Source organism: Microbacterium sp. Y-01, from assembly GCF_003856715.1.
GTDB classification, from domain to species: domain Bacteria; phylum Actinomycetota; class Actinomycetes; order Actinomycetales; family Microbacteriaceae; genus Microbacterium; species Microbacterium algeriense.
This window is the reverse complement of the sequence record NZ_CP024170.1, coordinates 1,291,408-1,310,616: the sequence shown is the minus strand read 5'-3', so window position 1 is coordinate 1,310,616 and position 19,209 is coordinate 1,291,408. Positions and strand designations below refer to the sequence as shown.

The following is a 19,209-nucleotide window of genomic DNA, read 5'->3' as shown; positions in this document are numbered from 1 at the left end:
AGCACGCGTGGAAATCCGCATCGGCATCATCAACACCGGCCGCGAGCTGAGCTTCGACACCAGCACGAGCGCCGACGAGGTCCGCACCCAGGTCGCCGCGGCGCTGGAGCAGAGCGCGACCCACCTGAGCTTCGCCGATGTGAAGGGGAACTCGTACATCGTCCCCACCGCGAACCTCGCGTACATCGAGCTGGGAACCGAGGAATCGCGTCGCGTGGGCTTCGTCGCCTGACCCGCCGATGTACATCCTCCTCGCGCTCATCGCCGCGTGCGCACTGGGCATCGCCGTCCACTTCCTGATCGGCGGACGCGAGCTGCGCGGCGTCGCTCTCGCACCCGCGATCGCGACAGCGGTCTCGGCAATCGCCTACACGGCCCTGCAGTGGGCCGGCGTGGGCGAGGACAGCGTCTGGCTGTGGCTCGCGACCACCCTGGGTGCCGCGGCCGTCTCCGCGCTCGCGACGGCTGCGATCACCGGCATCCGCCGTCGTTCGGACGCTGCGGCGCGCGCGGCGCTCGGGATCTGACCCGTCGTCGAGGCAGGGGCGTCTAGGAGGCGAGTCCCATCGCGTCCATGCGTCGTGCATGTGCGCCCATGAGCTCGGTGTAGACCGGCTCGATGCGCTCCTCCTCCACGGCGAGCACCTCCGGCCGCAGCGCGGAGCGGCACACCAGGATCGTGTCGCCGACCAGCCGCCGCGCCCACATCGACAGCAGCGAACGCCATTCCTCGTCGCTCTCGATGGTCTCCTGGATGATCGCCACGATCTCGTGCCTGGCGTCGTCCTCACGGAGGATCTCCGCCACGCGACGGCCCGTGTCGCCGTAGCTGGAGGCGAGCGCGAGATAGAAGTCGTCGAGCATGCCCGCAGTGATGTAGACGGCCAGCAGCGTCTCGCGCGGCCGAGCTCCGATGGTCTTGCGCCGGAAGGCGTCGAGGTTCTCCCGGAACGGCAGCATGAGCTGCGTCGGATCGTCACCGCGCTCGGCGATGAGATCGACGATCCCGCGGTGCTTGGTCAGTGCCGCGCCGGCCGCCCGGGAGAGCGACTCCTTCTCTGTCAGCTCCGGCGTGGCGCGGATCAGGCGCGTCAGCGTCTCGAAGTACCCCAGCTGCAGGTACGCGGCCTGCCCGAGGAAGCGGTTGAGCTCCGGCGCCAGCTCGGCGAAGTCGATACGGGTCGCATCTCCCTGCTCGCCTCTGCTGCGAAGGGAGAGAGTGCGTCGGGGCGCGGCGTCGCGCTGCCAGAACCACTTAACCACGAGGTCGTCCTCCCGAGTTCACCACCTGGTTCACAATACCCGTGCACGCCCGCTCTTCCTGGGTGACGGGCCCCCTCGGGTAGGCTGGGCGTGTCCCCGCCGTCGGAGCGGGGCCCCGCGCCTGTGGCACAAGAGACGGCGTGGCTCCGTTTACGTGGCGATCCCGCAGGGTCGCCGGACAGGCAATCTGAACAAAGTGACAACATTCGCTGATCTCGGCATCGATCAGGACATCGTCGACGCACTCGCCGCGAAGGGCATCGTCGACGCCTTCCCGATCCAGGAGCAGACCATCCCGCTCGGCCTCCCCGGCCAGGACATCATCGGACAGGCCAAGACCGGAACCGGCAAGACCTTCGGCTTCGGCATCCCCGTGGTCCAGCGCCTCGGCAAGGACCCGGAGCACGGCGTCAAGGCGCTCATCGTGGTGCCGACGCGCGAACTCGCGGTGCAGGTCTACGAGGACATCGACCTGCTGACGAGCAACCGTTCCACGAGCGTCGTCGCCATCTACGGCGGGAAGGCGTACGAGGGTCAGATCGACCAGCTCAAGGCGGGCGCGCAGATCGTCGTCGGCACGCCCGGACGTCTGATCGACCTCGCCGGCCAGCGCCTGCTCGACCTGTCGAACGCGACCGAGGTCGTTCTGGACGAGGCGGACAAGATGCTCGACCTCGGCTTCCTCGCCGACATCGAGAAGATCTTCCAGAAGGTCCCGGCGGTCCGTCACACGCAGCTGTTCTCGGCCACCATGCCCGGCCCGATCGTCGCGCTCGCGCGTCGCTTCATGACGAACCCGATCCACATCCGCGCCAACGACCCCGACGAGGGGCTCACGCAGGCGAACATCAAGCACCTGGTGTACCGGGCGCACTCGATGGACAAGGACGAGGTCATCGCCCGCATCCTGCAGGCGGAGGGGCGCGGCAAGACGGTCATCTTCACCCGTACGAAGCGCGCTGCTCAGCGACTGGTCGATGAGCTCAACGACCGCGGCTTCAACGTGGGCGGTGTCCACGGCGACATGGGCCAGGACCAGCGCGAGCGCTCCATGGCGGCGTTCAAGGCCGGCAAGCGCGATGTCCTCGTGGCGACCGACGTCGCCGCCCGCGGTATCGATGTGGACGACGTGACCCACGTCATCAACCACACGATCCCCGACGAGGAGAAGACCTACCTGCACCGTGCCGGCCGCACGGGACGCGCCGGCAAGACCGGCATCGCCGTCACGTTCGTCGATTGGGAGGACCTGCACAAGTGGGCCCTGATCAACCGCGCACTGGAGTTCGGCCAGCCCGAGCCGATCGAGACCTACTCGTCGAGCCCGCACCTGTACGAGGACCTCGACATCCCCCAGGGAACGAAGGGTCGACTGGTCTCGGCACCGAAGACGCAGGCCGTGAAGACCGAGCGCACGCGCCGACCGGAGAGGGCAGCGGACGCGGCGGAGCAGGGCACGGACGAAGGCGGGACGCGTCGCCGTCGCCGTCGCCGTGGAGCATCGACGCCCGTCGGCTCGACGTTCGCCGAAGGCGCGACCGACAACACCTCCGGCGAGGGCCAGTCCTCCGCTCCGGCCGACCGTGACGCGGAAGGCGCCGGCACCCACGACGGCGCGGGCAAGGAGCACCACGACGGCAAGCCCGCCCCCGCACGTCGTCGCCGTCGCCGCCGCGGCGGTTCCGGCGCGGGCGCCGCTCCCGTCGCGGGCGCTTGACTCCTGAGCACCAGTGAGGGGCGCGTGTTGCGGACCATCCGCGGCACGCGCTCCTCTGCTTACACAAGCAGCGCTTCCCTAGCGGACTCTTCTGACGCGTGTTAGCGTGGCGGTAACGTGTTACACGCTATTGAAATGAGGGAACTGTGGTCACAATCAACAGTCCTGGGCTCTGGCAACGCGCACGGGTGCAAGCCGCGAACTGCGCCGACGACATGTACATCGGCTGGCGGTCGTACAAGAACGTTGCCTCGTCCGCCTTCAACAACGGTCGCTATCAGGCGTCCTACCTCTACGCGGGGACATACAAGACGGGAAGATCGATCTCCTTCCCGAAAGGGACGGGCGTGCCGAACCTCGGAACGCTGAGCTTCAATGACAACGCCGAGTCCGGCTACTTCGATACGACCCGCAGCGGTTCCGGTTCGGCTCTCTGCCTGTGAAGCACCGGTGCGTGTGCCGAAGGCGCTGGGCTCTGCTGACGCTCGCTGTCGTCCTCACCGCGGGTGCCGTCGGCTGCACCCCCGCAGCGCTCCAGACCGGTGAGAGAGTGCGGAACCAGGCCCTGTGGACGATGCCGCTCGACGAGTTCTACGTGTACTCCCCCGAACTCGACAACTACGCAGAGCAACTGCAGATCGCGAAGTGTGTGCGCGCGCAGGGACGTGACTGGCCCGTGCCCTGGCAGAACACCGATTTCCCGCAGGCGGAGAACGTCAACACCACGGGACTGCGACTGTTCACCCTGGACATCGCCCGGCAGTGGGGCTATCGGCTGGCCCCGCCAGCGGATCCGGAGAGCGCGCGGCTATGGGAGGAGTTCGCCACGACCGCAGACGCCTTCTTCCCCGATGCGGAACTGGACGAGATCCTGCTCCATTGCACCGATGAGGTGAGGACCGTCGATGCCGAGTTCACGACCACATTCGACGGAGTCAACTATCTCTCCGGCTTGGCGCTTCAGGCGGAGGAGGTGGTCCTACAGGATCCAGCGGTGATCGAGGCGACGGCCCAGTGGCGCGATTGCCTCGAACCGCTCGTGAGCTTTTCGCTGCGGTCGATTCGCGACCCCTGGACCGAAATGCCTCCGAGATCCGCCGCGACGGCCTGGGGCGCCACCGCAGACGGTACCGGCACGCCTTCCGCCGAGGAGATCGCCGTCGCGATGGCCGACGCGGAATGCCGCGATTCCAGCGGCCTCGCCGGCACCAAGTACGAGAGGAGCTGGGATGAACAGCAGAACCTCGTCGATCAGAACCGCGACAAGCTCGACCGCATCCGCGAGGCGGCCGCCGAACGCAAGGCGAAGCTGCTCACGATCGTGGCTGAGAACGCACCGAAGGCACCATGAGGCCCCAAAAGCCACTCGGCCGATCCCGTCTTATCGCACCGGCCGCGGTGACGGCGATCATCGCGGTCCTGGGAGCCGGATTCTGGTTCGCCGCCCAGTTCCAGTCATCCGCACAGCACGAGGCGAATGCCAAGGCCCCATCACCCGGCCCGGTGCTCGCGGAGGTGACCCACGGCACGCTGGCTGAGGAGATGAGGTTCACCGGCCACGTCGGCCCCTCGCTGCAGACCCCCGTGACATTGCTCCCGATCCCCGAGACATCGATCGCGGTTGTCACCGGGCACCCGCTGGAAGCGGGAGCCTCCACGACGTCGGGGCAGTTGCTCACCGAGGTCAATGGGCGACCGGTGTTCGGGGTGCACACACCTTTCGCTTTCTATCGCGACATAGGTCCTGGCGATCGAGGACCGGATGTCGAAGCGCTGCAGATCGCACTGGCGGCGCGGTCTTATCCGGTGAAACCGGACGGGCGCTACGGGGCTGAGACGGCCGCGGCCGTCCGGCGGTGGTACCGGGACAGCGGCTACGACGCCGCCAGTCGCAGTACCACGGACACAGAGAAGGACCGCCAGGGCGGCGGTGACGCCCCCGTCACCAGCCCCTCTCCGATGCCATCCACCGGGGAATACGTGCCCCTCACCGAGCTCGTGGCAATCCCCACCTCGTCGGCTCGCGTCGTCCAGGGCGTGCAGATCGGTCAGCGCGTGGCGGAAGAAGGAAGACCGGATCTCATCCTGGGTTCCGCTGACCTCGTCGTCACGGTGGTGGTGTCGGTCGCCGAGCTGGGTGATGTCCGCGCGGGAGACGACGCGACGGTCTCGGTCGACGGCGCCGAAATCGGGGGCGTGGTCGGTGATATCACCCCAACCGCCACTGCCGAGCCCGACGCTGGCTCCCCTTCCGCGGCGGAGGACAGCGGCGCCGCATCGGACGTCACCTTCGTCGTCACGCCCGCGACGTCGTTGCCCGCCTCTGCGAGCCGGGCGCAGGTGACGGTGATCGAGGAGATCGTGGCCGAGGATGCTCTGATCGTCCCGGTCCTCGCCGTCTCCGATCGAGGACGAGGGAAGTCCGTTCTGCGCACCCAGCAGGACGACGGGACCATCATGGAGGTGCCGGTCACCGTTCTGGGCAGCGTGCACGGCGAAGTCGCTGTGAAGCCGACGGAAGACCGTGCTCTGGAAGCAGGCGACCGTGTCGTCGTCGGCTGATCAGCCAGTGATACGGATGAGAGGCGTGCAGCGGACGTTCTCCGCCGCGGGGCGGCCGGATGTCCGAGCCCTGCGCGGCATAGACCTCGACATCCCCCGGGGCGAGTTCGTCGCCGTCATCGGCCCCTCGGGAGGCGGAAAAACGACCCTCTTGAACATCCTGGGCCTTCTCGACGCCCCCACGTCGGGGTCCTACCACCTCGACGGGCAGGCGGTGCACGCCAACGGCGGACCGGAGGCGGCGAGCGTGCGCGCCCGCACGATCGGCTTCGTGTTCCAGGCATTCCACCTCCTCGAGGGACGGCCTGCCGTCGACAGCATCGAACTGAATCTGCTGTACCGGGGCACCCCGCGCGCGGAACGGCGCGAGAAGGCGCTCCGTGCGGCAGCGGCGGTCGGTCTCGACGACCGCTTGTACCAGAGCACATCGACCCTGTCGGGAGGCCAGCGGCAACGCATCGCCATCGCGCGAGCCATCGCCGCCGAGGCGAAGCTGATCCTCGCCGACGAACCGACCGGGAACCTCGACTCCGCCAACGCGGCTCGGGTGCTCGACGAGCTCGAGCGTCTCCATCGCGACGGGGCGACGGTCATCGTCGTCACGCACTCCCCCGAGGTCGCGCAACGGGCTCATCGAGTCATCCGCATCGTCGACGGAACGGTGGTGTCGGATACGACACGGCCGAATGCCGCCGTGCCCCCGACGCGCGCTCCGGCCGGAGCGGCAGCACCGGCTCCGTGCCCACGAGAAGCCCAAGGCCCCCCGCGGAGTCCCGGGAAGACGAGTGTCCGGATCTGCGACATGCTCCGCGACACGTGGGCCTCGCTATTGTCACGAAGACGGCAATCCATCGGTCAGACACTCGCCGTCGCGATCGCCGTAGCATTGACGATCACCACGCTCGGCCTGTCGACGTCCGCCCGCGCGCAGGTCTCCGCGACGTTCGACGCACATGTGAACCGAGAGGTCTCCGCGACCTGGTCGACCGCGCTCCCGCACGCCCTGCCCCTCGTGACGGTGGCGGACACCGTCGACGAGCTCAGCGGGGTCGAGGCCTCCGCGGTCGTCGTCGACCTCTCGGTGGGCACCGTTTCGACGTTCGCGGAGTCCCGACAGGTCCAGCCGCACGTCGCCTTCGGAGACATTGCAGCTGCGGCACGATTGTCCATCGACGAGGCCGCATGGCATGACGGGAGGCTCGGGGCGGGTGAGGTCTTCGTGGGAGACCTCCTCGCACAGGACTTGCAGCTCAGCAGCGTCGATGCCGCCCCGACCGTGGACATCGACGGCAGCACCTATGTCGTCGCGGGCCTCATCACCGAATCATCGCGCCTGCCCTTGCTCCGGGGGGAGGTCGTCATCGGGCCTCGGGACGACCTCACTGCAAGGGGACCGATCGATGTGACGATGCTCGCGGTGACGCAGCCCGGCGCGGCACAACAGGTCGCCGCCCAACTCGCCGCCGCGCTGAACGCCTTCGAGTCGGAGCAGATCGCGGTCGCCGCCCCGACGGACTCCGCGCAACTGCGCGGACAGATCGAGCAGGGCGTTCAGGCGACGCTCACGGCGTTCACAGTGCTCGCCCTGATCGTGGCGATCGCCGCGCTCATGAACGCGACGCTACTCGCCCTCAATTCTCGCCGCGGCGAGATCGGCATGCGCAAGGCTCTCGGCGCGCGGAGCCGGCAGATCGGCGGGCTCATCACCCTGGAGTCGGCGAGCATCGGCATCGTCGGCGGCGCGGCTGGGCTGGTACTCGGCATGGGCGCCATCCTCGCGGTCACGATCACGCAGCGATGGACGCCCGTCTTCGACGTCGCACTGCTTCCGCTGGCGATAGCCGTCGGTCTGGTCGTCGGCGCGGGCGGAGGCGGGCTGGCTGCCGTTCGCGCCGCTCGGCTGCGTCCTGCGGAGAACCTTCGGAATTGACGGGCGCAGCGCGCAGGGAGGATGACGATCGGGCCGACGACTGCGCGCTCATGCCATCGTCAAGGTCGGACACGCCGCCGATCATCGACGGGCTCGCTCCGCAACACCGCTGCCGGAACCTGCGGCGGATAGACCCAGGCGACCAGCACCACCGAGATGATCATCAGCAGGAACCACGAGGTCAATTTGCTGAGCGACACCGGCTGCCAACCTCCGGCCTGGTCGGGATACGCCCAGGCGCCGGCCCAGGTGCCGATGTTCTCGGCGAGGTAGATGAAGAGGGCCACTCCGGCGAACACGAGCAGAAGCGGCAGTCGGATCGTGCGACGCCAGACCCGGGCGTGCATCACCGTCGGCAGCCACAGCAGCACGACGCCGGCGAGCAGCACCCATCGCGCGTCCCACCACCAGTGGTGCGTGAAGAAGTTGAGGTAGATCGCCGCGGCCAGGATCGCCGTCATCCAACGTCGGGGATACCGGGTGAACCCGAGGTCGAACAGGCGGTACACGCGGACCATGTACGAGCCGACGGCCGCATACATGAAGCCGCTGAACAGCGGGACCCCGCCGATGCGGAGCACACCGTCCGCCGCGTATGCCCAGGAGCCGACATCGGTCTTGAACAGCTCCATGACTGTGCCGGTGATGTGGAACAGCACGATGACCCACAGTTCCCGTCCGCTCTCGAGTCGGAAAGCGAGCATCGCGACCTGGATCAGCACGGCGGCGATCGTCATCGCATCATTGCGGGCGAGCGGGGCGTCGTCCGGGTACCAGAGGCGTGCGGCCACGATCACGACCAGCAGCGCCGCGCCGAAGACGCAGGCCCATGCCTGTTTCAGGATGAACACCGCGAACTCGATCAGGCCGGCGCGGATGCCGTTCGCCGGAGCATCACGGAGGACGCGATGGGCGAGCGCATCGACGCGGCGCTCCAGAGATGTCGCTCGCTGCATGCCTCGGACGGTATCGGTTCCGTTCGACAGCGCGCAGAGAGATCGCCGACAGTACGCCGAGGATCAGGGAAAACGCGGTGAGGTACCGATGCCGCGTGCTAGGAGCCGCGCCACCATCTCCTCCGACGTGGTGTGCTCGCCGGGACGGTTCGGCTTTCCGGTGCCGTGGTAGTCGCTCGACCCGGTGACGATGAGGTCGTGCGTCGCGGCGATCCGTCGCAGCTCGCGCTTGCCCGCCTCGGTGTTCTCCCGGTGGTCGATCTCGAAACCGCCGAGCCCCGCCTCGATCAGGCGCTCGATGTACGGCTCGGGCATCATGCTGTCCCGACCGCTCGTCACGGGGTGGGCGATGATCGCCACTCCCCCGGCATCGGTGATCAGACGCACCGCGGTGAGCGGATCCGGCGCATAGTGGGGCTCGTAGTACCCCTCGCGCGGGTGCAGGATGCCGTCGAAGGCCTCCGTACGGTCGCGCACGATGCCGCGCGCCACGAGCGCGTCGGCGATGTGAGGCCGCCCGACCGTCGCGTCGAGCGTGGTCTGGGCGAGCACGTCATCCCAGTTCAGGTCGTAGTCGCGCCCGATGTTCCGGACGATGCGCTCCGCCCTGCCGATCCGATCGCCGCGGATACGGTCGGTCTCGGCACGGAGCGCCTCGTCATCGGGGTCGAAGAGGTACCCGAGCACATGGACGCTCCGCCACCCGTGCTTCGCCGACAACTCCATGCCGGGGAGGAAGGTCATCCCCAGAGCGACCGCGGCGTCTCCGGCCTCCTGCCATCCGGTCGACCGGTCGTGGTCGGTGAGGGCGAGGGTGCGGACGCCGTGGGCGTGCGCCTGTGCGACGACCTCGGCGGGCGACTCCGTGCCGTCGGAATGGTTGGAGTGCAGATGCAGGTCGGCGGGGCCGGAGAACCCGTGTGACGCGGAGGACATCCTCCGAGCGTACCGAGCACCGGAGCAAGGGGACGCGAAGTCGACGTCGGGATGTCGGGGAGGGACTTCACAGGCGGCGCTTCTAGGCTTGAGGGGATGTTTCGTCTCCTGGGGATCCTCTTCACCGTGCTGCTCGCGATCGCGACGGCGGTCGTGGTGTGGCCGCAGTTCTTCCACCTCGAGCAGACCTACCCGTTCGCGCAGCTCGTCGCGGCCCGGGGCATCGTGCTCGGCGGTTTCCTCGTGGTCGCCGTCGTCGCGCTGCTGCTGCTGTTCGCGAGGCCCCTGCGCGGCTTCGCCGCATCCGTCCTGATCGTGGCGCTGCTCGGCGCTGCAGCCACCGCCGCCATCGGAGCGGTCCGCGGCTTCGGCGCCTCCGCCCTCCCGGACGCGACGGACACCAGCGTCCGGGTGCTCACCTGGAACACGGCGGGCGAGGCGGTGACGGCCGAGAGGATCGCGCAGGAGATCCTCGACCAGGGCGCGGACATCGTCGCGCTCCCGGAGACCACCGAGGCCGTCGGCGAGCGCATCGCGATCATGCTCCGCGAACAGGGGCACCCGATGTGGGTGCACCACGTGCAGTTCCGCCCGGATGTGCAGGACGGCCCGCAGTCGTGGCAGACGACGGTGCTGGTCGCGCCGGACCTGGGCGAGTACTCGGTGATCGAGTCCTCGAAGGACGGCTCGAACAACACCGGCTCGGTGCCGAGCGTCGTCCTGATGCCGGTCGACGGCTCGGGACCGACCATCGTCGCCGTGCATGCGGTCGCACCGCGCATGGAGGAGATGCAGCAGTGGCAGAGCGACCTGCAGTGGATCGCCGACCAGTGCCCGCAGGGCGACTTCATCCTCGCCGGCGACTTCAACGCCACGGTCGACCACATGGCCCCGCTGGGCGTGGACGGCGGAGACATCGGCTACTGCCGGGATGTCGCCTCGCGGACCGGCAACGGACTCGCCGGCACCTGGCCGAGCTCGCTTCCTCCGCTGGCGGGTGCCCCCATCGACCACGTGATGGCATCCGGGAACTGGACGCCGACCGGCTCCGCGGTGCTCGATGACGCGGGCGGCAGCGACCACCGCGCGCTGGTCGTGCAGCTCGAGCCCGCGCGCTGAGATCCCGCGACCGCCCCTCAGGTGACAGACTGGAGGGATGAGCACCGGAGAGCGCGACACGATCGCAGAGCCCACTGTCGAAGCCACCGCGGACAACGGCACGACCAACCGCAAGCAGCCGTTCCCGCAGGGCTTCCTCGACACGATCTCGACGGGATGGTCCGAGCGCCCGGAGACTCTTCCCGCTCCTCGAGCGCAGGCTCCGTACGCCGCCGTCCGCCGGGCCGCCGTCTCGGCCGCCTTCCCCGGGAAGCGGCTCGTGATCCCGGCCGGCTCGCTCAAGCAGCGCAGCAACGACACCGACTACGTCTTCCGCGCGCACTCCGCTTTCGCCCACCTCACCGGCTGGGCGTCGGATTCCGAGCCGGACTCGGTGCTCGTGTTCGACCCGTCCGACTCCGGACACGACGTCACCCTCTTCTTCCGCGAGCGCGCCGACCGCACGACGACCGAGTTCTACGCCGACGCCACCGTCGGCGAGTTCTGGATCGGCCCGCGCCCGTCTCTCGCGGGTGTCGCGGCCGACCTCGACATCGCCACCGCGCACCTGGACGGCTTCCGCTCCGTCGAGGGCGAACTGGTGCTCGATGTGGATGATGCGCTCACGCGCTTCGTGTCGGAGCTGCGTCTGATCAAGGACGAGTTCGAGATCGCGGAGATGCGCCGCGCGGTGGACATCACCGCCCAGGGCTTCGACGACATCATCCGCGAACTGCCTGCCGCTGTCGCGCACGCCCGCGGCGAGCGCGTGGTCGAGGGGGTCTTCCACCGGCGCGCCCGCGAGGACGGCAACGGCGAGGGCTACGACACGATCGCCGCGTCTGGGCCCCACGCCTGCTACCTGCACTGGACCCGTAACGACGGCACGGTCGTGCCGGGAGACCTGATCCTCGTCGATGCGGGCGTCGAGGCGGACAGCCTGTACACGGCCGACATCACCCGTACGCTCCCCGTGTCGGGCTCTTTCACGGACGTGCAGCGTCGCGTGTACGAGACCGTGCGCGAGGCTGCGGACGCCGCGTTCGAAGCCGCCAGGGTGGGAGTGCGCTTCCGCGACGTGCACGCGGCGGCGATGAAGGTGATCGCCGAGCGGACCGCCGAGTGGGGGCTTCTTCCGGTCTCCGCCGAGGAGGCGCTCGATGCGGACAAGGGCGGACAGCACCGCCGCTACATGGTGCACGGCACGTCGCATCATCTCGGCATCGACGTGCACGACTGCGCCCAGGCCCGCAGGGAGATGTACTACGACGGCATACTCACGCCCGGGATGGTGTTCACGATCGAGCCGGGACTCTACTTCCAGATCGACGATCTCACCGTCCCCGCGGAACTGCGCGGCATCGGCGTGCGCATCGAGGACGACATCCTGATGACGGAGGACGGGCCCGTGAACCTGTCCGCCGGCATCCCGCGCACCGCGGACGAGGTCGAGGCCTGGATCGCGCGCCTGCACGCCTGAGATCCGATGCACGAGGACGAGCTCGCGCTCGACGATGCCGTCGCGGCGCGGCTGATCGCCGGAAGGTTCCCCGAGCTGGGCGACCGGGAGCTGCGTCCGGTGCCCGGATCCGGAACCGTGAACCGGATCTTCCGTATCGGGGAGGATCTGGTCGCGCGCTTCCCGAGGCTCGGCGCGACCGTCGCGGACCTCCGACGCGAAGCTGCGGCGCTCGACGAGTTCGCTGCCGTGTCACCCGTCGCGGCCCCGCGCCCGTACGGCATCGGCGCGGCGACGCCGGACCATCCCTCCGCCTGGTCGGTGCAGACGTGGGTCGAGGGCGACCCGGCCGATCCCACGCGCTTCGCCGACTCCGCTCGGCTCGCTCGCGATCTGGCCGCGCTCATCGTGGCGCTGCGCAGGACGGACCTGCGCGGCCGTGTGTTCGACGGGCAGGGCCGCGGCGGCGAGCTCTCCGATCACGACGACTGGCTCACCGAGTGCTTCGCACGGAGCGGGCACCTCGTCGACGTGCCCCGTGCGGCCGCCCTCTGGCAGGAGCTGCGGACGATCCCCGCCGCGGGCCCGCCGGCGATGAGCCACCGCGACCTCACCCCCTTCAACCTCCTCGTGCAGGGCCTCGGGAACGATGCGCGCCTGGTCGGTGTCCTGGACGGCGGGGGTTTCGGTCCGGCGGACCGCGCCCTCGACCTCGTCGCGGCGTGGCACCTGTTCGACGCACCGGCCCGCCGGCAGCTCCGCGACGGTGTCGCCGCCGAAGACGGCGAGTGGCTCCGGGGCGCGGCATGGGCCCTGCAGCAGGCGATGGGGCTCGTCTGGTACTACGAGCACACGAGCCCCGACCTGAGCACACTCGGCCGCTCCACGATGCGGCGCCTGCTCACGGACGTCGACCTGTCCGCGCTCCTCGACTGAGGCGCGTCAGCGGTCCGCTGCGCCGCGGACGAAGTCGGCGACGAGCGGGGCGAGGGACGCGCCGATCTCCGCAGCGGGACGTCTGCGCCCCTTCACCTCGAAGGTGTGCCCTGCACCCTCGATCCACTCCACCCGCGCGTCCTGGCAGCTCGCCAGCGCCTCCTCGAACTGCGAGAGAGGTTGGATGAACGGGTCGGTCGTGCCTTCGACGAAGAGCTGCGGCACCGCGATCAGGGGCAGGTGCTCCACCCGGGGCCTGTCCGGACGGCCAGGGGGGTGCAGCGGATAGCCCAGGTAGGCGAGGCCGTCGACGACGAGACCGTCGGCGACCGCCATCGACGCCATCCGTCCGCCGTAGGACTTCCCCGCCGCCCAGACCGTCGCCGCCGGCTCGCGGATGCGAGCGAACTCCACCACGCTGCGCCAGGTCGCGACGGCGTGCGCGGCGGGCCCCGGCATCCGGCGCCCCTGCTCGACGTAGGGGAAGTTGAAGCGGAGCGTCGAGAAGCCCTCGTCGTTCAGCGCGTCGGCGAACCCGGTGAGGAACGGATGATCCTTCCCCGTGCCGGCGCCGTGCGCCACGGCGATGATCGCGCCGTTGTCACCGTCGACCCAGTCGGCCGTGATCGTCACGTCGCCCGCAGGCAGCGGGACGAGGATCTCGACCATCAGCAGAGCGGGCGGCGCGTCACGCCCGGCCGCCCTCAGGACCCTCGACGCCCGGGATCGCCGGTCCGGCTGGACGGGGCGTGCCTTCGGGCTCCGCCTCCGGTTCTCCGGCCTCGGGCTCCGCGGGAGGCTGCGGGTCAGCAGGTCGCGGCGGGATCACGGGTTCTTCCGGAGCCGGAGCGGGAGCGGTCCCTCCCGGCGCGATCCGCTCGCCGTACTTCGGCGGCTCGTCGAGGTTCACCGGCGGACGCACCGGGGCGACGCGCGCCGCTCCCAGGACCTGGCGCGCCTTGGACAGCGACGTCGCCATCACCGTGACCTCGTAGTGGTCCGCGGCGAACTGCGTGACGCTGGCGAAGTCGCGCCGACGACGCACGATCGCGTAGGTGACGAGGCTCAGGATCATCCCGACCGCGACACCGATGAACACGAAACCGACGAACAGCTGGATCGGAACCTCCGGGTTCCCGAGGACCAGGATCGCCGACAGGAACAGTCCGATCAGCACGCCGTTGATGGCGCCGGAGCGGGCGGCCGCGGCGTAGCCGAGCTTGCCGGTCACGCGTTCGACCGTGCGGACGCTCTGACCGACGATCGCGATGTCGCGGGCGGGCACCTCCCCCGCGATCAGCTTCGAGACCGTCTTCTGCGCGCTCTCGTAGTCGCGCGTCGACGCGACGATCTCGCCGGTGTCCGTGCCGTTCGCGGGGCGGTTCAGCATGCTCATCCGGCTATTCTTCCACGCGCACCCCCGGAAGGCCCGAGGCGCGACCCGACCCGCCGCCGGTCCGACCCGCCGACTACGCTGGAGAGGTGAGCACACAACGGGTTTTCGCCGCGCGCCTCGCCGGGTGCGCCGTCTTCGATCCCGTCGGCGACCGGCTCGGCAAGGTCCGGGATGTCGTCGTGGTGTACCGAAGTACCGCGGCGCCCCGCGTGATCGGCCTCGTGGTCGAGATCCCGGGACGACGGCATGTGTTCCTCTCCATCGGGCGCGTCACGTCGATCCGCTCGGGTCAGGTCATCACCACCGGGCTCATCAACGTGCGCCGATTCTCCCCGCGTGCCGGGGAGGTGCGCGTGCTCGCGGAGATGCTCGGCCGCCGCGTGAGCTTCGCGGACGGCAGCGGCACGGCGGTCATCGAAGACGTGGCCATCGAACCGAACCGCCTGGGCGAATGGGCGATCAGCCAGCTCTTCCTGCGCCGTCCGAAGACGAGCGCGTCCCCGTTCGCGAAGGGTCCGACGACGTTCGCCGCCTGGAGCGAGGTCGCCGAAGAGCGCGCGCCGGGCGAGTCGCAGTCGGCGGAGCAGCTCGTCGCGTCCTACTCCGAGCTGCACGCCGCCGATCTCGCCAACACCCTGCTCGATCTGCCGCAGCAGCGCATGATCGAGGTGGCCGAAGAGCTGTCCGACGACCGACTCGCCGACGCGCTCGAGGAGATGCCGGAGGACGAGCAGGTGCACATCCTGGACCGGCTGGGCGATGAGCGCGCCGCCGACATCCTCGACCAGATGGAACCCGACGACGCGGCCGACCTGCTGGCTCAGCTCGACCCGGACCGTCTGGAGCAGCTCCTCGAGCTCATGGAGCCGGAGGAAGCAGAGGACGTCCGCATGCTGCTGCGGTACGGGCCGGACACCGCGGGCGGTCTGATGACGCCGGAGCCGATCATCCTGTCGGCCGACGCCACCGTCGCGGAGGCCCTCGCCCTCATCCGCCGCCACGAACTGCACCCCGCCCTCGCGGCCGCGGTCTTCGTCACGCTCCCGCCGTTCGAGACGCCGACGGGGCGTCTGCTCGGCATGGTGCACTTCCAGCGGATGCTGCGCTACCCGCCGCACGAGCGGCTCGGCGCGATCATGGACGACAGCCTCGAACCCGTGCCGGTCACGGCCTCCGCTGCCGAGGTCGCCCGCATGCTGGCCAGCTACGACCTCGTGTCGCTCCCGGTCATCGATGCGGCGCACCGCCTGGTGGGAGCCATCAGCGTCGACGACGTGCTCGACTACCTGCTGCCGGACGACTGGCGCTCGCACGATGCCGATGACGCCCCCTCCCCCGCGAAGGACGTGCGCTGATGGCGCGGCAGCAGCCTCGGCTGGATGCGCCGGGACGCACGGGAAGCCGCCCGCGGACGACATCGCGCGACCGCTTCGGGCGGTTCACGGAATGGGTGGCGCGGGCGATGGGCACCCCCGCGTTCCTGCTCATCCTCAGTCTCTTCTGCGTGCTCTGGATCGGGTGGAACACGCTGATGCCCGATCACCTGCGCTTCGATGACGCCGCCCTCGGTTTCACCGCCCTCACTCTCATGCTGTCCCTGCAGGCGTCCTACGCCGCGCCGCTGATCCTCCTCGCCCAGAACCGGCAGGACGACCGGGACCGCGTGCAGATCGAGCAGGATCGGCAGCGCGCGGAGCGCAACCTCGCCGACACCGAGTACCTCGCGCGCGAGATCGTGGCGCTGCGGATGTCGCTCGAGGAGCGCAACTCCCAGGCGGTGACCCGCGACGTGCTGCGGCAGGAGCTGAAAGCCCTCCTCGCCGAGCTGGGCGACGACGGGGAGAAGCCCGCGACGGGCAGCGCATCGTGAGCGGGGCCGAGCTCGTCCGGTCCGCGGTGTCCGCCGTGACCGATCCGGAGCTGCGCCGGCCCATCGGCGAGCTCGACATGGTGCGCGAGATCACCGTCGAGGGCGACACCGCGCACGTGGGCATCGTCCTGACCATCGTCGGATGCCCCGCGGCCGCCCGCATCGAGTCGGATGTGCGCCGAGCGGCCGCGGCGGTCCCCGGTATCGGAGCCGTCGAGGTGCAGGTGGGAGTCATGACGCCCGCCGAGCGGAAGGCGCTCACCGAGAAGCTGCGCGCTGGCAGGCCGGCCCGCGAGATGCCCTTCGGCCCCGACTCCCTGACGCGGGTGATCCTCGTCTCCAGCGGCAAGGGCGGCGTGGGGAAGTCGACCGTGACGGCGAACCTCGCCGTCGCGCTCGCAGATCAGGGGCTGTCGGTCGGTCTCGTCGACGCAGACGTGCACGGCTTCTCGATCCCCGGCCTGCTCGGCATCCCGTCCGGCACCCAGCCGACGCGGATCGACGACCTCATGCTGCCGCCGGTCGCCTACGGGGTGAAGACGATCTCGATCGGCATGTTCCTCCGCGACGGCGAGTCCGTCGTCGCGTGGCGTGGTCCGATGCTGCACCGCACGGTCTCCCAGTTCCTCACGGACGTGTTCTTCGGCGACCTCGACGTGCTCCTCATCGACATGCCGCCGGGCACCGGAGACATCGCGATCTCGATAGGACAGCTCCTCCCGCATGCCGAGGTCCTGGTCGTCACCACCCCGCAGACCGCGGCTTCCGAGGTGGCGATCCGCAGCGGGCTAGTCGCGCGCCAGACGGGGCAGCGCGTGATCGGCGTCGTCGAGAACATGGCGGCGTACACGCTCCCCGACGGCACCGTGGTGGATCTGTTCGGAGCGGGAGGGGGTGCGGCGGTCGCCGACGCCCTCTCGGAGCCGGGAGCGCCGGTGCCCCTGCTCGCCTCCATCCCGCTGAGTCCTGCCCTCCGCGAAGGCGGCGACGCCGGAGTGCCCGTCGTCAGCACGAGGACCGACGACCCGGCGGCCGTGACCATCCGCGACCTCGCTGCCGCCTTGGCCCGGCAGGGGCGGGGCCTGTCCGGCCGGTCGCTGCCGATGTCGATCGGTTGAACACGCATGGGAGAATGAGCGGATGCCTCCTCGCTCCGTGACCGTCGATGAGGGTCTTCTGCGTCGGATGGCGCGCGACGCCGCGGTCTACTCGCTGACCCGGCCGATCGCGATCGTCATGTGGCTCGCCCTCGCCGGTGCTCTCGTCCTCGGCATCCTCAACCTCAGTGCGGGAACGTCGGGAGGGCGCGAGGTGAGCGCCATCGTGGCCTGGATGCCCGTCGTCATCGTCGCCCTGGCGCTGTTCGCGGTGGGGATGACCGTTTCCGGCGCCCGCACCGCCGTGCGCGCCGCGATGCCGGCGGAGTCGGTCGTGTGGCTCACCCTCGACGACGATCGGCTGCAGATGGGGAGCGGCCGACGACGCTCGGACATCCCCTACAGCACGTTCCAGCACCTCAGGGTCGGCCGGGATGCCGTCCTCCTGAAACTGCGGGACGCTTCCGTGGCGACGGCGATCCCCCGCGTGCTGCTGTCCGACGACGACATCGCGGCTCTGCGCGCACGGATCCGGTAGCCCGTCGAACCCTGGTCGGGTCGGCGCGGCCTCAGGTGGCTTCGGGGTCGAACGGCGGCCTGTTGGTGGCGCTGAAAACCTCGGGAGCGCGACGGGGTGCGACCGGCTCCGCGATCGTCGCCGTGGCCTGCGCGGGTGTCGCGGGCTGCGGCTCCTCCAGGAGCGCGTCGCGGATGATGCGACGGGGGTCGTACTGCCGCGGGTCGAGCTTGCGCCAGTCCACGTCGTCGAGCTCCGGACCCATCTCCTCGCGGACACGGGACTTGGTGTCGCGGAGGTACTCCCCTGCCTTGCGCACCACCCGGGCGAAGCCCTCGGCGGCACGGGGAAGACGGTCGGGACCGATGATGAGCACTGCGATGAGACCGATCAGCAGCAGCTTCTCGAAGGTGAGCCCGAACGTCATCTGTCCAGGCTACCGCCGCGCCTGCGGTCCCCGCACTCGCCGACCGAATACTCTGGAGAGGATCACAGGCAGGCAGGGAGAGACAGGCCATGAGCGAGCATGACGCCAACGCGCGTTTCCTGCGCGAGTCCATCGTGGAACCGGATTCCATCGCCCGCGCCCGTGCGCACGCCGTCGAGCTGGGCGCTGCTCCGATCAGTGCGGCCGTGGGCTCGCAGGTCGCCGTCCTCGCGGCGGCCACCGGAGCGCGGTCGATCGTCGAGATCGGGACCGGCGCCGGGGTCTCCGGGCTGTGGCTGCTGCGCGGAGCGCCGCAGGCGGTCCTGACGTCGATCGACAACGAACCGGAGCATCTCGCCGCGGCGCGACAGGCCTTCTCGGATGCGAAGGTGCCGTCCACGAAGGCCCGCTTCATCACCGGCCGCGCGATCGACGTGCTGCCGCGGATGAACGAGGCCTCGTACGACATCGTGCTCGTCGATGCCGACCCGGACAACGTGATCGAGTACGTCGAGCACGGCCTGCGCCTGGCGCGCACCGGAGGGCTCGTGCTGGTTCCCCGCGTCCTCGCCGGCGGCAAGGTCGCCGATCCCGTCCAGCGTGACGAGGTGACCTCCGCCTACCGGTCGCTGGTGCAGGAGACCCAGGAGTCGTCGGCGGTGCTGGCGACCGTGTCCTCCGCCGGCGAAGGACTCCTGCAGCTGGTCAGTCTCGCCGAGCGCGACTGACGACACCGGCGCGAGCGCCACGCGACGAAGGGCGGTGGATCCGCAGATCCACCGCCCTTCGGATCCGCATGCGCGGGTCCTCGTTCGATCAGGCCGGTGCCACGACGGCGGCCAGCACGTCGTGAAGCTCCTTGGCCTCGGCGTCGTTCACGGAGACGACCAGGCGGCCGCCGCCCTCGAGCGGAACGCGCACGATGATGAGTCGTCCTTCTTTCACGGCCTCCATGGGTCCGTCTCCGGTCCTCGGCTTCATCGCTGCCATCGTGGCTCCCTTTCCTCCGGTGGTATGGATCGAGTTTATCGGGTGTCACCGGGAC

At 69.7% G+C, this 19,209-nt stretch carries 22 protein-coding genes; 15 read left to right on the top strand and 7 right to left on the bottom strand.

The features are described from left to right. The first annotated feature begins 7 nt into the window (after positions 1–7). Both CSX12_RS06130 and CSX12_RS06125 read left to right on the top strand, forming a co-directional pair. Positions 8–232: a DUF3107 domain-containing protein gene (locus CSX12_RS06130; RefSeq protein WP_017203302.1), complete on the top strand. Its 225-nt coding sequence runs from the start codon at positions 8–10 to the stop codon at positions 230–232. Positions 233–239: 7 nt separating this feature from the next. Next, entirely contained in the window at positions 240–527 is a 288-nt protein-coding gene (locus CSX12_RS06125) for a hypothetical protein (protein ID WP_017203303.1), read from the top strand. Positions 528–549: 22 nt separating this feature from the next. Here the strand turns inward: CSX12_RS06125 and CSX12_RS06120 are convergent, their stop codons facing one another. Then, on the bottom strand, positions 550–1,263 hold the full coding sequence (locus CSX12_RS06120; protein ID WP_017203304.1) for a ferritin-like fold-containing protein: 714 nt from the start codon (positions 1,261–1,263) through the stop codon (positions 550–552). Positions 1,264–1,459: 196 nt separating this feature from the next. Between CSX12_RS06120 and CSX12_RS06115 the strand changes: the two genes are divergently transcribed. From CSX12_RS06115 to CSX12_RS06095, 5 genes are all read left to right on the top strand, one after another. After that, complete coding sequence (locus CSX12_RS06115) at positions 1,460–2,980, top strand: DEAD/DEAH box helicase (protein WP_124895201.1); 1,521 nt, start codon at positions 1,460–1,462, stop codon at positions 2,978–2,980. A gap of 146 nt (positions 2,981–3,126) precedes the next feature. Beyond that, complete coding sequence (locus CSX12_RS06110) at positions 3,127–3,423, top strand: hypothetical protein (protein WP_124895200.1); 297 nt, start codon at positions 3,127–3,129, stop codon at positions 3,421–3,423. A 131-nt stretch (positions 3,424–3,554) separates the two neighbouring features. After that, on the top strand, positions 3,555–4,331 hold the full coding sequence (locus CSX12_RS06105) for a hypothetical protein (RefSeq protein WP_124895199.1): 777 nt from the start codon (positions 3,555–3,557) through the stop codon (positions 4,329–4,331). Between the two features lie 47 nt (positions 4,332–4,378). Beyond that, on the top strand, positions 4,379–5,542 hold the full coding sequence (locus CSX12_RS06100) for a peptidoglycan-binding domain-containing protein (RefSeq protein WP_164479541.1): 1,164 nt from the start codon (positions 4,379–4,381) through the stop codon (positions 5,540–5,542). Positions 5,543–5,567: 25 nt separating this feature from the next. Continuing rightward, positions 5,568–7,472, top strand: coding sequence for an ABC transporter ATP-binding protein/permease (locus CSX12_RS06095; protein ID WP_241160575.1), 1,905 nt, complete (start codon positions 5,568–5,570; stop codon positions 7,470–7,472). A 59-nt stretch (positions 7,473–7,531) separates the two neighbouring features. Here CSX12_RS06095 and CSX12_RS06090 read toward each other — a convergent pair whose 3' ends face one another. Both CSX12_RS06090 and CSX12_RS06085 read right to left on the bottom strand, forming a co-directional pair. Continuing rightward, positions 7,532–8,428: a DUF817 domain-containing protein gene (locus CSX12_RS06090; protein WP_124895196.1), complete on the bottom strand. Its 897-nt coding sequence runs from the start codon at positions 8,426–8,428 to the stop codon at positions 7,532–7,534. A gap of 63 nt (positions 8,429–8,491) precedes the next feature. Next, a complete protein-coding gene (locus CSX12_RS06085; protein WP_124895195.1) occupies positions 8,492–9,364 on the bottom strand; it encodes a PHP domain-containing protein in 873 nt (290 codons plus the stop codon). A gap of 96 nt (positions 9,365–9,460) precedes the next feature. Between CSX12_RS06085 and CSX12_RS06080 the strand changes: the two genes are divergently transcribed. The 3 genes from CSX12_RS06080 to CSX12_RS06070 are packed head-to-tail and all read left to right on the top strand — an operon-like array spanning position 9,461 to position 12,857. Beyond that, positions 9,461–10,483, top strand: a complete 1,023-nt coding sequence (locus tag CSX12_RS06080; RefSeq protein WP_017203312.1) for an endonuclease/exonuclease/phosphatase family protein — start codon at positions 9,461–9,463, stop codon at positions 10,481–10,483. Between the two features lie 37 nt (positions 10,484–10,520). Next, entirely contained in the window at positions 10,521–11,942 is a 1,422-nt protein-coding gene (locus CSX12_RS06075) for an aminopeptidase P family protein (RefSeq protein ID WP_124895194.1), read from the top strand. Between the two features lie 6 nt (positions 11,943–11,948). Then, complete coding sequence (locus CSX12_RS06070) at positions 11,949–12,857, top strand: aminoglycoside phosphotransferase family protein (protein ID WP_124895193.1); 909 nt, start codon at positions 11,949–11,951, stop codon at positions 12,855–12,857. Positions 12,858–12,863: 6 nt separating this feature from the next. Here CSX12_RS06070 and CSX12_RS06065 read toward each other — a convergent pair whose 3' ends face one another. Both CSX12_RS06065 and CSX12_RS06060 read right to left on the bottom strand, forming a co-directional pair. Then, positions 12,864–13,526, bottom strand: a complete 663-nt coding sequence (locus tag CSX12_RS06065; protein ID WP_017203315.1) for an alpha/beta family hydrolase — start codon at positions 13,524–13,526, stop codon at positions 12,864–12,866. Between the two features lie 19 nt (positions 13,527–13,545). After that, a complete protein-coding gene (locus CSX12_RS06060) occupies positions 13,546–14,253 on the bottom strand; it encodes a general stress protein (RefSeq protein ID WP_017203316.1) in 708 nt (235 codons plus the stop codon). An 86-nt stretch (positions 14,254–14,339) separates the two neighbouring features. Between CSX12_RS06060 and CSX12_RS06055 the strand changes: the two genes are divergently transcribed. From CSX12_RS06055 to CSX12_RS06040, 4 genes are read left to right on the top strand one after another with little or no spacing between them, the layout of a single operon-like run. Then, positions 14,340–15,608 carry a CBS domain-containing protein gene (locus tag CSX12_RS06055; protein ID WP_017203317.1) on the top strand — a complete coding sequence of 423 codons (1,269 nt, stop codon included), beginning with the start codon at positions 14,340–14,342 and terminating at the stop codon, positions 15,606–15,608. Then, positions 15,608–16,123: a DUF1003 domain-containing protein gene (locus tag CSX12_RS06050; RefSeq protein ID WP_017203318.1), complete on the top strand. Its 516-nt coding sequence runs from the start codon at positions 15,608–15,610 to the stop codon at positions 16,121–16,123. Before CSX12_RS06055 ends, CSX12_RS06050 begins: the two co-directional genes overlap by 1 nt. Then, positions 16,120–17,241, top strand: a complete 1,122-nt coding sequence (locus tag CSX12_RS06045) for an Mrp/NBP35 family ATP-binding protein (protein ID WP_124895192.1) — start codon at positions 16,120–16,122, stop codon at positions 17,239–17,241. Before CSX12_RS06050 ends, CSX12_RS06045 begins: the two co-directional genes overlap by 4 nt. Positions 17,242–17,263: 22 nt before the next feature. Beyond that, positions 17,264–17,758, top strand: coding sequence for a YcxB family protein (locus CSX12_RS06040; RefSeq protein WP_017203320.1), 495 nt, complete (start codon positions 17,264–17,266; stop codon positions 17,756–17,758). A gap of 31 nt (positions 17,759–17,789) precedes the next feature. Here CSX12_RS06040 and CSX12_RS06035 read toward each other — a convergent pair whose 3' ends face one another. Next, positions 17,790–18,164, bottom strand: coding sequence for a twin-arginine translocase TatA/TatE family subunit (locus CSX12_RS06035; RefSeq protein WP_017203321.1), 375 nt, complete (start codon positions 18,162–18,164; stop codon positions 17,790–17,792). An 89-nt stretch (positions 18,165–18,253) separates the two neighbouring features. On the opposite strand from CSX12_RS06035, the gene CSX12_RS06030 reads away from it, so the two are divergent. Continuing rightward, positions 18,254–18,892, top strand: coding sequence for a class I SAM-dependent methyltransferase (locus tag CSX12_RS06030; RefSeq protein WP_124895191.1), 639 nt, complete (start codon positions 18,254–18,256; stop codon positions 18,890–18,892). An 88-nt stretch (positions 18,893–18,980) separates the two neighbouring features. On the opposite strand, the gene CSX12_RS06025 is transcribed toward CSX12_RS06030, so the two are convergent. Next, complete coding sequence (locus CSX12_RS06025; RefSeq protein WP_017203323.1) at positions 18,981–19,154, bottom strand: DUF3117 domain-containing protein; 174 nt, start codon at positions 19,152–19,154, stop codon at positions 18,981–18,983. Positions 19,155–19,209 lie beyond the last annotated feature (55 nt).